Annotated in this window: 8 protein-coding genes; 4 read left to right on the top strand and 4 right to left on the bottom strand. The window is 40.2% G+C overall.

Annotation, left to right across the window (positions count from 1 at the left end; all coding sequences use genetic code 11):
• Nucleotides 1-76: 76 nt before the first annotated feature.
• The 4 genes from CK510_RS16610 (at nt 77) to CK510_RS16595 (ending at nt 4,131) form a co-directional block, all read left to right on the top strand.
• Nucleotides 77-1,654: a serine/threonine-protein kinase gene (locus CK510_RS16610; protein ID WP_095722767.1), complete on the top strand. Its 1,578-nt coding sequence runs from the start codon at nt 77-79 to the stop codon at nt 1,652-1,654.
• Nucleotides 1,655-2,398: 744 nt separating this feature from the next.
• Nucleotides 2,399-2,758: a Mo-dependent nitrogenase C-terminal domain-containing protein gene (locus CK510_RS16605; RefSeq protein ID WP_095722766.1), complete on the top strand. Its 360-nt coding sequence runs from the start codon at nt 2,399-2,401 to the stop codon at nt 2,756-2,758.
• A gap of 114 nt (nt 2,759-2,872) precedes the next feature.
• Nucleotides 2,873-3,145, top strand: a complete 273-nt coding sequence (locus CK510_RS16600) for a cupin domain-containing protein (RefSeq protein WP_095722765.1) — start codon at nt 2,873-2,875, stop codon at nt 3,143-3,145.
• 239 nt (nt 3,146-3,384) lie between these two features.
• Nucleotides 3,385-4,131: a creatininase family protein gene (locus CK510_RS16595; RefSeq protein WP_095722768.1), complete on the top strand. Its 747-nt coding sequence runs from the start codon at nt 3,385-3,387 to the stop codon at nt 4,129-4,131.
• Between the two features lie 517 nt (nt 4,132-4,648).
• On the opposite strand, the gene CK510_RS16585 is transcribed toward CK510_RS16595, so the two are convergent.
• The 4 genes from CK510_RS16585 to CK510_RS16570 all read right to left on the bottom strand — a co-directional run bounded on the left by CK510_RS16585 (nt 4,649) and on the right by CK510_RS16570 (nt 12,572).
• A complete protein-coding gene (locus CK510_RS16585; RefSeq protein WP_095722763.1) occupies nt 4,649-6,040 on the bottom strand; it encodes a malic enzyme-like NAD(P)-binding protein in 1,392 nt (463 codons plus the stop codon).
• 283 nt (nt 6,041-6,323) lie between these two features.
• Complete coding sequence (gene psbA, locus CK510_RS16580; RefSeq protein ID WP_095722762.1) at nt 6,324-7,430, bottom strand: photosystem II reaction center subunit D1; 1,107 nt, start codon at nt 7,428-7,430, stop codon at nt 6,324-6,326.
• Between the two features lie 548 nt (nt 7,431-7,978).
• Nucleotides 7,979-9,484 carry an MBOAT family O-acyltransferase gene (locus tag CK510_RS16575; RefSeq protein WP_095722761.1) on the bottom strand — a complete coding sequence of 502 codons (1,506 nt, stop codon included), beginning with the start codon at nt 9,482-9,484 and terminating at the stop codon, nt 7,979-7,981.
• A 121-nt stretch (nt 9,485-9,605) separates the two neighbouring features.
• Nucleotides 9,606-12,572: a DUF1574 domain-containing protein gene (locus tag CK510_RS16570; RefSeq protein ID WP_095722760.1), complete on the bottom strand. Its 2,967-nt coding sequence runs from the start codon at nt 12,570-12,572 to the stop codon at nt 9,606-9,608.
• Between the last annotated feature and the right edge of the window lie 238 nt (nt 12,573-12,810).

Raw genomic sequence — 12,810 nt, 5'->3', positions numbered from 1 at the left:
AACCTTTGTTGCATCTGTGGAAAAAATCTTAAAAGAATTTGGAGAAAATTTTGTAATTAATTTTGTCTAACTACTTATGAGTCTGTGCATAAATCCTAGCTGCCAAAAGATTCCCAATCCAGATAATATTCTTTACTGCCAAAGTTGTGGTTCGGAATTATTGCTCGAAGGATGCTATCGAGTAATTCGTCATATCGGAAAAGGAGGTTTTGCGAAAACATTTGAAGTTAATGACGATAGTGAAATTACAAAAATTCTGAAGGTTTTAACTGAAAATACAGCCAAAGCAGTATCTTTGTTTAAGCAAGAGGCAGAAATCTTAAAAAGATTTAACCATCCTGGAATACCAAATGCTGAGGATTATTTCGAGTTTTTTCCTCATAACAGTCAGCAACCAGTTTATTGTCTAGTTATGGAGAAAATAGAGGGAGAAAATTTACAGGAATACTTAGAACAAAGAAATAATCGTCCAATTAATGAGAAGCAGGCTTTTATTTGGCTAAAAAACTTAGCAACTATTTTGCATGAAGTACATCAAAAAAATTTATTTCATCGTGATATTAAACCTTCAAATATCATGCGTCGAACTGATGGACAATTAGTGTTAATAGATTTTGGGATTGCACGGGAGGTTAGCGAAACCTATGAGAAAAAACAAGCAGAAGGACAAATTACAAAATTCTTAACTGATGGGTATGCTCCACGAGAGCAAGATTTAGGTCAAGCGGTTCCACAATCAGATTTCTTTGCATTAGGTCGTACTTTTGTTCATTTACTAACAGGAAAGTATCCGGCTGATTTAATGGATGACCGCTATGATGACCCCTGTACTATGATAAATTGGCGCGAACATTCAAGCAATATATCTTCAGTATTCGCCGATTTTATTGATAACCTAATGGCACCAGCAATTAAGAATCGACCAGCTAATACTCAAGCAATATTGGATAAATTAGCTGAAATTGATAATATTTTATATCCTCCCAAAGTACCTACATTACAATTATATAGCCCAGAAATAGTAGAAATAAATAATAATATTACACTAGCCTATACTCTAGGTGGTTGGCTAAAAGGGCATTTAGACGTTGTTTATTGTGTAGCAATAAGTCCGGATGGAAAAACTCTAATTAGTGGTAGCAAAGATAAAACCATAAAGCTATGGAAGATAGATTCAGGGGAAGAAATTCTTACCATTAATGATGACGCTAATGTTTACTCTATAGCCATAAGTCCTGACGGAAAAACCTTGATTTCTGCTAGTGATGATAAAATAGAAATTTGGAATTTGATGACTGGAGAGTTAATTTATGCTCTATCTGGACATGAGGCAGAAGTTTTTTCTGTAGCAATTAGTAATGATGGAACAATATTAGCTAGCGGTAGTGCGGATTATGTAATCAAATTATGGAACTTGAAAACATTAAAAGAAATTAAATCCTTCACTGATAACTCTAGTATTGTTACTTCTGTAACATTTAGTTCTAAAAATCAATTCTTATTTAGTGAGTGTGAATATGGTACGGTTAAATTCTTCCCAGCAGGACGTACTTTGATAAATGGTGGAAGTATTAGTTCTATTGCGGTAAGTCTTGATGAGCAATTTATAGTTTGTGGTGATTATGCTCCTAAAAGCAAATGCCTACGGAAGTAAAGTAGTTACCAAAAAGTAACTATAATTTGGATTAGTTAGACTTGAAATTTGAATTAGGAACTAAAGCAACTGCGACTTTTCGTTACCTATTCTCTTAACGCAGCATTTCTGAGACTTTGATGCGTCGAGTTCAGATCAAAAGCACCAAACAATGCCTAATTTTGTTGAATCGGAGTTTTAATATATAAACTGTTTCAGATGATTCAAATTTACCTGCATAGCTATATCGATTAGCAACTATGTTTATTTTTTATAGTGGGATATATTAGTTATTCTTAACTGTGAAAAAATGTAACTACTGTTACAATCTAACTGATAATTTGTCACCTACAATCAAATCTCTCCAAAAAGTAATAGTCCCAAAATACTCCACAGGTAGGGATATACGACTTTTATTTGTGGGGAAATCACACCGAAAGGTACTGTTGATTTTCATACCTGTCTTCTAGATTAGAAATATATAGTATTTATGGGACATATGAGGAATAAATAATTCAACGGATGACAATTGTAAAGTTTTTTTGCTATTTTGTATTTACCGGAACAGTTGCGGCTGAAAAGCTAAGTTTAAATAACTGTTAATTCCTCAATTTACCAATTAATTCCCTGACGAAATTCGGTTACGTGTTTATCAAAAATTATTTGAAAGCACAATTGAAATTGCCGGAATATGTCGTGTGGGAATTGTAGGTTGATGAAGTAGATGCAAAAACCCTTAATTTAGACCAGGAGAAGCTTGCTACAATGCTCAAAACCAATGACCAAAATATTGTTTTTCCTGCTTTTGTTCAACCAATCGCAGAAGAAAATCAAGTTACCAATACAAAACAGTTGCCAAAAATTAAGGTTGATTTGTTGCAACCAGTGCGAAATCGACTCGATTCATTAGAAATAAAAAACCGCAAATTAGCAAGATTAGTTGCTAAAGCTATCCCCGCACAATGTCCGTTTGAGCGTGATATCGTTGTCTTTGGTCGCAAAGTAGCTCATATTCCCCCAATGTGCAAACTAAATCCTTTGTATGACCAATTTGTGGGATTGCGTTTTCGTGCTTTGTGCTATTTAGTAGACCAATGTGGAGAAGATATTCAATCTTACTGCTAGTTGGAGAGTCAGAAGTCAGAATAAATGAGATTAAGACTTTAAGCTTTTTGATTATTGATGAGGCTGTAAATCTACTAAAATTAAATAGTACAGTCTATATAGAGACAGCAGGAAATGGACATTAAAATTGAGCGTCAACCAAGTCAAGAACACCTCGATAAATTAGGTGTATCCAAATGGGGGATTTGGGAAAAGGAAGTATCAAAATTTCCCTGGACTTATGACTCTCAAGAAACTTGCTACTTTTTAGAAGGTGATGTTATTGTCACCCCTGTTGGGGGAGAAAGTGTAGAAATGGGTAAAGGTGATTTAGTCACTTTTCCATCAGGAATGTCTTGTACGTGGGATATTCGTAAAAGCGTAAAAAAACATTATTACTTTGATTAGTTAGTTTCTCTGAAGTAATTGGAATTTAGGATTCAGAGTCAAGGATTCAAAATAAAGGATTCAAAATAAAATATTCTTTCGTGTATGGCAAAGTAAGAACAACTAGCGCTATTGCCATCATATATAGTAGTTCTAAATCATTCGTGAAATTCAATATCCCCGACTTCCTAGAGAATCCGGGGGTATAAGTCTTGATTTTTACTTTGATTTTACTCCTTCCCCTATTAGCAAACGAGAAAATGTTACTACATCTGAGTACATGGCAGGAAGTCGAAGCTTATTTAGAACATTCTCAAGGAATCATTTTACCAATTGGTTCCACCGAACAACATGGTCCAACTGGGTTAATTGGTACAGATGCAATTTGTGCGGAAGCTGTATCTGGTGGTGTTGGTGATGCTGTTAAAGCGATGGTTGCCCCGACTATCAGTGTGGGGATGGCGCTGCACCACACGGCGTTTCCTGGTACAATTAGCCTGCGTCCAAGTACGATGATTCAGGTGGTAGGGGATTATATTACCTGTTTGGTGAAAGCGGGTTTTCGCAAGTTCTATTTTATTAATGGACATGGTGGAAATGTTGCGACGCTAAAAGCTGCATTTTCCGAGACTTATATTTATTTGGAAGATTTGCAGATATCCGATGCCAGTTTAGTACAATGCCATGTTGCAAATTGGTTTATGTGCGGTTCGGTTTATAAACTGGCACATGATTTATATGGAAAAGAAGAAGGTTCCCATGCGACTCCTAGCGAGGTTGCTCTGACTCAGTATATTTATCCGGAAGTGATAAAGACAGCACCACTTTCGCCAGAGGTAAATAAAGAAGGGAAAATATATGGTGCGACTGATTTTCGTCGTCGTTACCCTGATGGTAGGATGGGTTCCAATCCTGGTTTAGCGACACCTGAACATGGTAAGCAGTTTTATGATTTGGCTGTGAAGGAACTGAGTGCAGGGTATTTGGAATTTTTGAATGGGACATAACATAATAATTATTAATATGGAGAATATGGAGGGCGAATAACCATTCGCCCCTACAATGGGAAATATACTACGAGCGGCTTAAAACTTTACTAATATAGAACCCCTCTCCAACCTCTCCCCTTGGTAAGGGGAGAGGCTTAAGAAATTGAATTTGTATACTAGTCAAAGTCTATTTTCTAACCGTTTTTAGTATAACTATACTGCAAAACCTAAATATAGAATCCCTCAGAAAGCCAAATCTTTTATTTGGATGTGTTGGGAAGTTTTTGAATTCGCGTGAACCTTTGTAATTAGAAATCTCGGCTAGCTTTTGTAACGTTGTTGTACTGGGGTATTGTTTGCCTTGGATTATCCAAGTTGGGAAGCCTTTAATTTTATCAATTTTACATAATTCTGGATGGGCATTTTTGCCACCTTCAGAACATGCGATCGCTCTTTTCATTTTGGAAAAGGGAAATAGCAGGAATTATTGTTGGGGTTAACGGTTGTTAACCCTAAATATCAATTTATACCAGAATTAACAGCGTGCAATGCCGTCTTCACGGGCAGCACGTTGAACTGCTGCGGCTACGGCAGGTGATACGCGGTTATCGAATACAGAGGGGATGATGTGTTCTTTATTTAAGTCAGATGGTTTGACCAGAGATGCGATCGCACTGGCTGCTTCAAGATACATTGAGGTTGTAATCGTTGCGGCACGACAGTCTAATGCACCCCGGAATACCCCTGGAAATGCCAAAACGTTATTTATCTGGTTGGGGTAGTCGCTCCGTCCTGTTGCCATTACAGCTACGTCTTTAATCACTAATTCCGGCTGGATTTCGGGGATGGGGTTTGCCATTGCAAAGACAATCGGGTCTTTTGCCATTGAGCGTACCATTTCTGGGGTTAAAACACCTGGGGCACTGACACCAATGAATACATCGGCTCCTTGAATAGCACCTGCGAGGGTTCCCTGGGCTTTGACGGCAAATTCCCGTTTCTCGTCGGTTAGTTCTGGACGACTGGTTGAGAGAATACCTTTGGAATCGCACATGATGATTGTCTCTGCACCTGCTTTTTTGAGTAAGCGTGCGATCGCAACTCCCGCAGCACCAGCTCCGTTGATGACGATACGAATCTTCTCCATTGGCTTGTTTACTACCTTTAAGGCATTAAATAACGCCGCTAAGGTGACAATTGCTGTACCATGTTGGTCATCGTGAAAGACGGGAATATCCAATTCGCGCCGCAATCTTTCTTCAATCTCAAAACATCGAGGAGCGGCAATATCTTCTAGATTTACCCCACCAAAAACTGGAGCTAGATTCTTCACAGTACGGACTATTTCATCGGTATCTTGGGTTGCTAGACAAATGGGGAAAGCATCGATACCAGCAAATTCTTTAAATAACATTGCTTTGCCTTCCATCACTGGCAAAGAAGCTTCCGCACCTAAGTTACCTAAACCTAAAACAGCACTACCATCGGTAACAATGGCGACAGTATTACCTTTGATGGTAAAGTTGTAAACTTCTTCGGGATTTTGAGCGATCGCTTTACAAACCCTGCCGACTCCGGGTGTATAAGCCATTGCTAAATCGGAGACGCTTTTGATTTCAATCCGGCTAGTAACGCTGATTTTACCACCACGATGGAGATTGAAGGTGCGATCGTAGACATCAAGAACTTTGATATCAGGTAAACCTTTTACAGCCTGGACAATCATCTCCGCATGTTCCGTACTCGCAGCATCCACAGTCAAATCGCGAGTGGAAATAGCCCTTGTTTGCTCGATTAAATCAATCTGACCGAGATTTCCACCATTGGATGCGATCGCTTGTGTCACAGAAGCTAGCATCCCGACGCGATTGGGAATTTCTAAGCGTATAGTTAGACTAAAACTTGAATTCGGTGTGAGGTCAACCATTATGTATACTGCCCTTTTCGTGAAGAAAAATCTATACAACAATCGGTATCATCATATGATGAAGGCGAGCAAAAAATACACCATTCCCAGGTGGCGGTAATTTTACCGATTTAATCATCAAACCAATTAATTAATTTAGTTGAAAAATACTTAAAAAAACTTTACAATATTAAGCAATAAATAAAAAGCGCCTTCCGAAGAAGACGCTCTGTAGTTTGGTTTTACTGTGGAGATGTGTTACAGCATATCTCTACAATTTTTTTTAGGCTTTTGCTAACCTTTACTAACCTGCGAGACTCCCGTAGGGACTTATCGCCAACGCAGGAGCCGAAATTGCAACAGGTGTTTCTACACCAGCAGCTAAATCTAGGGGGAAGTTGTGAGCATTGCGCTCGTGCATTACTTCCATGCCCAAGTTTGCACGGTTGATGACATCAGCCCAAGTATTGATAACCCGACCTTGTGAATCGATTACCGACTGGTTAAAGTTGAAACCATTGAGGTTGAATGCCATTGTCGAGATACCCAGTGCGGTGAACCAGATACCAACAACGGGCCAAGCACCTAAGAAGAAGTGCAAAGAACGACTATTATTGAAGGAAGCGTATTGGAAAATCAAGCGACCGAAGTAACCATGTGCAGCAACGATGTTGTAGGTTTCTTCTTCTTGACCGAATTTGTAGCCGTAGTTTAGGCTTTCGTTCTCGGAGGTTTCACGAACCAAAGAAGATGTTACCAATGAACCATGCATTGCGGAGAACAAGCTACCACCGAATACACCAGCCACACCTAACATGTGGAAGGGGTGCATTAAGATGTTGTGTTCAGCTTGGAACACAATCATGAAGTTGAAGGTTCCAGAAATACCCAAAGGCATACCGTCAGAGAACGAACCTTGACCAATAGGGTAAATCAAGAATACTGCGGTTGCAGATGCCAAAGGAGCAGAGTAAGCAACGCATATCCAAGGACGCATACCCAAACGGTAAGACAATTCCCACTGACGACCCAAGTAGCAAGCACAACCGATGAGGAAGTGGAAAACTACCAACTGGTAAGGACCACCATTGTACAACCACTCATCAAGGGAAGCTGCTTCCCAAATGGGGTAGAAGTGAAGACCGATGGCGTTGGAAGAAGGAACAACTGCACCAGAGATGATGTTGTTTCCATAAATCAATGAACCTGCTACTGGCTCACGGATACCATCGATATCAACAGGAGGTGCTGCAATGAAAGCGATGATAAAGCATGTTGTCGCTGCAAGCAGGGTTGGAACCATCAATAAACCGAACCAACCTATATATATGCGGTTTTCGGTGCTGGTAATCCACTCGCAAAAGCGGTCCCATGCGCTTGAGCCGGAGCGACGCTGGAAGGTTGTTGTCATGTATTTATGAGTGCGAAATATTTATGGTGGTGAATTTATTACAGGTAAATCTTATCTACCTGCATTTATAAACCTACAACATTTTGGCTAAATAAGAGTATATACTCGCCATTAGCATTTCTAATATGTTCGATTGTTTTTACTTACACAAAATTATCACCTGATGCGTTTAGGTGATTTATTTTTATATTTAACCCAATTATTTAATAAATCGTTACAATTGTCAATCCCTGGAAGTGGCTAATTTCCGTCATCGGATAATTTCTTTATTGAGATAGATTTATTTGTGTTAATTAAAGGAAATATATTTGGAGTGATTAGATATTTTTTACTTTACAAAAATTATGGTTTGGTTGTCAAGCTACAAATAATTTCTGCCTTAATAATCAAAGTAGTCGTAACCCAACATTTTATAAATTGTTTGAAGTCTCTTAACCGTTGAGTTTAGATATTTTTGTGGTTTAAAGAATTTCTATTTTCCCAATATCATATGTTGGGTTACGCAAAGCCTTCACCCAACCTACAAATAACTATAAATAATTTCTGGCTTAATAATCAAAGTAAATAAAGGGTAGACTACCTTCTGGTGCAAGCAACCAAACAGCGTAAAAACAAAAGGGTATAAAGATAAGCTTGAGATGCCAGTTAAATTGTAGTTTCAGTCTGCGGCTAAAGAAATAAGTGATTGACATGCAGGTTGCAAGTATGAACAGCAACAGGGCAATTTGGGCTTGACTCATCTTGAATGCTTCGACGTAGACAAGTTGGGCAAATTGAGCATCTGCTGGATGTCCCCAAAGATGCTGTGTAGCTAGCCAGGAGTCTTTGAGATTGGGTAAGCGGAACCATATCCAGGAGGTAAAAACCATTAATTGGGTGAGGAGCCATGCGAAGATAATGCCAATTGGGGATTGCCAAAAAGCTTCGAGAAATTCCGAGCGATCGCACCAGGTATCAACTAACCGATGTAGGATTAGGGCAAAGCCGTGGAGCATTCCCCAAGCCAAGAAACCCAAAGTAGCACCGTGCCAAATACCGCATACTACCATTACAATCATCAGGTTGACGCAAGTACGTTCTAAGCCAGCACGGGAACCACCAAGGGGAAAATAAAGATAATTCCGCAGCCAATCCCCCAAAGTCATGTGCCAGCGTCGCCAAAAGTCGGCGATACTAGTGGCGAAGTAGGGGAAATCAAAGTTTTCGGGTAGTTTTAAACCGAATAGTAAGGCACTACCCCGTGCTATATCTACGTAGCCGCTAAAATCGAGGTAAAGTTGTAAGCCATAGGCAAAGGTTGCGAGCCAAATGTCTGTACTGCCTGCGCGTTGGAGATTGCCGAAGCAAATATCAACAAATGTACCAATATTGTCAGCGAATAAGCCTTTTTTTACAGCACCTCTCGCGATTAACCATAGTGCTTCAGTGATGGCATCGGCTGTGGGAAATTGATTGGTTTTAAACTGGGTTGCGAGTTGATGAAAGCGGGTAATGGGACCGGAAGTGACTTTTGCAAAAAATAATTTATAAGCGGCAAATTTGATAAAATTTCCGGTAGCAGGTGCGCCACGATAGATATCGACTAGATAAGCAATGCACTCAAAAACGAAGTAGGAAATTCCTAAAGGTGCGATTAGTTTAAATGAATCTAAACCCAAACTAGTTGTTGTGGCTTGCGGTAAAGCAAACTTGAGCAGGGGAATGAAGTATTTAAAACCAAAAAGGATAAAAATATTGAGAAATACGCCTACTGAGACGAGTATAAGACGACGACGACCCCAATCAGCTTGGGCATATTGCCATTCTTCGTTGGATATTTGCCAATCTTGGGTATGTTGACGGGGAGATGTGTTTTCTCCTAGTTCGATGCCGATACGGTAGTTAATAAAAACTAGAACTAAGAGAAGTAGGATGTATGCTGGCTGATAGGATGTATAAAAAATTATGCTGGCGATTAGGAGTACAAACAAGCGGATGTTTTCTTCTTCGACTGTCCAGTAAACGCCAAGTACGCTAAGTAGAAATAATCCGTATGTTATTGAGATGAAATTCATTTAATGTGGGAATCCTATTTTGTGAAAATATAGATTGGGAGATAAACCGCCAAGTACGCCAAAGCGCCAAGGGAAGAAGGAATAAAGATATATATAAATAAATTTATGAATTATTTTGTGATTATTTTTTGTTGCTCCAGGGAATCATGGGGTCTTTGGCGAGCTTTTTGGATAGTTCGTATGCTCCGTAACGGTTGAGGTGGCTTGGATCGGAGAAGAAGTCGTTGTTTTGGGGATAAAGTAAGCTGAGGTCACGGAAGACGAAGTGAGTGCGATCGCTTGCTATTTTTAACATGTATTGCTGAAATTCTTGTTCGTGTTGGGTACGAATTGGGTCTAAGTATTCGGCTGTTAAGGGCGTATTGACGAATACTAGGGAGATTTTTTGAGATTGGGTAAATTGAAGGATGTTTTGTAATGCGGTATCTTGGTCGTTTCCAAGTAAGAATGATTTGTAGTCGTTGTCGTAGCTACCGCTAACTTTGGAATGTTTTTGATAGTAGGTTGTGGGGTCAAAACGTATTGATAATGGGAGAAAACCATCGAAGTCTACTGACTGGGATGATGCATCCAGTTCGCCATCGTTAGGGCTGGTTTTGCTGCTTCCTGGTGGGGTTTCACTGCTACTAAAAATGGGGAGGGATTTTATGCGATCGTTTAAAATTGTTTTCAGGCGATCGCGATGTTGATAAGTTCCCGAAGCTCCCGCTAATCCTTGATTTAACCATTTATCTACTGCTTGATAGCTGTTTTCTTGATGGTTGTTTGTTTTGCTATTGGCGATGGATTTTGATGTTGATTTTTTCTCGTTGGGGTCATTACCCTTTGCTATAAACTTTTCTAGGGCTTCTTTGTAACCAGGTGATGCGGTAATTGCTCGGTATGTCACGTCTTCACGTCCGCTATTGAAGGCACGGGAACCATCTGCCCAGATGACTATTTTGGGGACTTCTTCCGGTTGGAGAACTTGACGCAGGATGAAGTCAACAACTTGGGATGTTGCTCCATTTATACCAAAATTAAAGATATCTAAATTCCGATAGCCTTGGGTTGCTAATGCTTTGGAGAGGGCTACGGGGTCAATTCCCCGGAGGGCGCGGGATGAACCGATAATTAAAATATCTGGGGTTGTACCGTTTTTTTGCAAGCGCTGTCTGTAGAGGGCAAATTGCTCGTCGAGTTGGCGAGCATTAAATGTGGGGGTTTGGTTGCGTGCTGCTAATAGGATTGCTGTTGCTGTTGCTTGACTTTTCGATTGAGAATTATCACCTTTCGGCTGGGTAAATTCCGAAGCATTAAAGGTATTATTACCTTTTTCTGCGGATGTATTTGCCGTCAATCTGGTATTGCTTGGTTCATCGATCTGACTTGCGATCGCAGGCATCGGATTATTTTGTGGGTTGGTACGAGAAACGAAATAATTTAATACCCAATCTGTTTGAATTGTCAATAATAAACCCAAGCTACCCCAAATTAAGGCAACTAAACGTCCCTTTTGTGCTACTGAGTCACGCTCTGACGGTTGACTAGTATCCATAAATAGTTGACTTTTTAAAAGAAACTTTCTGGCAGTAACACCCCAATCACTGGCGATTCCTTTGACAAAAGTCTGAACTTCTTGTGCTGTTAAGTCTGGACGTAATCCCGAATCGTTTGAGTCTGATGGCAAAAGTTCGCGAACGTAAGCAGAAGTTGCCGCAAATTCTGGTGTTGGTTCGGGTACAACACGTTTTCTGGGTTGGAAGTCTACACCATAATGCCACAGTGGTTCTTTGTTACCTGCACGACGACCGTAAATTCGTACCCCGGTAATCCCGGAGACTTCGATTTGCCGCAGTAATTTAATCACTTTGCTGGCGACTTGTTTGCGGTTGGGGCAAACAGGTGCATCACACATTACATGTAATAAGTCAGCTTTACGGAGGAGGAGGACGCGAATCCCGCCTGTTTTTAAACGCCAACTGAGGTTAGGGTTGAGTAATCGCTCTAGTAAAAAAAGAATAGCAGGTTCATCCGCAGAAGTAGCTAGTTCTAAAGGCGGAATTGCTAAATCTGGATGTTGTTTTGCGGGGAGAGAGAGCCAGTCAATCCAAGCTGGGTCGGCATCTTTGCTAGTTTGACCGTAGAGGGTGGCGGCGGTTATGGCTTGTGGGGCAACATCTTCGAGGATTGTGCCAATTGTTTCCATACACAGGATGCGGTGTGGTGCTGGGGATATGGCATCTTTTGGGTTAACGGAACTGCAAAATATGTGAAGTGTTGATTCTTGTAATGATGTTGTGACTGTTATTTTGGTATTGGGTGATTTTTGAGCTAATTTTTCGTTTAAATATTCTCCTAAAGCTTCCGTATCTCCCCATCTTGCCCATTCTTTGAGCATTATTTCTGGTGGGGTTAAATCAATCCGCAGTGTCCAATCGGTTTTACTTTCTCCCTGAACTTGGGCAACGATAACTGCATCTTGATAGCCGGAAAGTTTGAGATGACGGAGTTTTTGGGCAATGGGTTCGGCAATCAGGGTTGGATCGGGGCTATAGCTGGATTTACAGTGTACCCACAAGCGTTTATTGGTTTGGTTGTCTGGTTTTTTGACTTTGACTTGAACACTAACACCGAAATTGCTGAGGGTTTCGCCGAGATATCGTGCGATCGCATCTGGATCCCCTTGCCGTGCCAAGCTTTCATTGGAGATAATTAGCGCTCCTCCAGACTGGTTTGACTTGTCGCGGAGTAAGGTTTGGTTGATTTTTTCGTTGACTTGTTCTAAATGGCGATCGAGTTGATTCAAATAAACTCGATGACACCATTCGGGACGTTTTGTACCTTTTTTTCTGCCGTAGACGAATACTTGATATATTGAAGGTTGGTCGTTGTTTTCGCCACTCTTGAGGGCATCTAGGTCTGTTTGCTGTAAAGCAGTGAGCAAGTCTAATAATGTATGCCAGCGTTGAGGACATTCAACTGATTCGCATAAAATATGTAGGTCATTTCCCCGCAACCGGACTTTTACGCCTAAAGTGTTGATGCCAGTTGCTTGGCTTACCCACTGTAATATTGTTTTTTGGCGGTCTGGTAGTAATGATTTCATGGGAAAACAGGAAAAGGGGATAAGGGGAAATTTGGGGGATATAAAGGTAATGGGGAAAAGGAATATTAATTGTACAGACGACTCGCTGGGTTATCTCTTCTAATTTGTATACAGACAATTTGGTTGGTTGTCTCTACTTCTTTTAATAATGGGCAGATAACTTGTAAACTGGAACTATAGAATTATCTCACTATGAAGCTTTTTTTATATTTTTGTCATTCTTGAATCAAAGCAATAT

Origin of the sequence: Brunnivagina elsteri CCALA 953, assembly GCF_002289455.1 — a bacterium.
GTDB classification, from domain to species: Bacteria; Cyanobacteriota; Cyanobacteriia; order Cyanobacteriales; family Nostocaceae; genus Brunnivagina; species Brunnivagina elsteri.
The sequence above is the reverse complement of the archived record's forward strand: the minus strand, read 5'-3'. Positions and strand labels throughout refer to the sequence as shown.

Excerpts from the sequence above, each read along its gene's own strand:
- CK510_RS16570 (WP_095722760.1), bottom strand. The coding sequence starts at position 12,572 with ATGAAATCATTACTACCAGACCGCCAAAAAACAATATTACAGTGGGTA.
- CK510_RS16595 (WP_095722768.1), top strand. The coding sequence starts at position 3,385 with ATGTTACTACATCTGAGTACATGGCAGGAAGTCGAAGCTTATTTAGAA.
- psbA (WP_095722762.1), bottom strand. The coding sequence starts at position 7,430 with ATGACAACAACCTTCCAGCGTCGCTCCGGCTCAAGCGCATGGGACCGC.
- CK510_RS16575 (WP_095722761.1), bottom strand. The coding sequence starts at position 9,484 with ATGAATTTCATCTCAATAACATACGGATTATTTCTACTTAGCGTACTT.
- CK510_RS16585 (WP_095722763.1), bottom strand. The coding sequence starts at position 6,040 with ATGGTTGACCTCACACCGAATTCAAGTTTTAGTCTAACTATACGCTTA.
- CK510_RS16610 (WP_095722767.1), top strand. The coding sequence starts at position 77 with ATGAGTCTGTGCATAAATCCTAGCTGCCAAAAGATTCCCAATCCAGAT.
- CK510_RS16600 (WP_095722765.1), top strand. The coding sequence starts at position 2,873 with ATGGACATTAAAATTGAGCGTCAACCAAGTCAAGAACACCTCGATAAA.
- CK510_RS16605 (WP_095722766.1), top strand. The coding sequence starts at position 2,399 with ATGCTCAAAACCAATGACCAAAATATTGTTTTTCCTGCTTTTGTTCAA.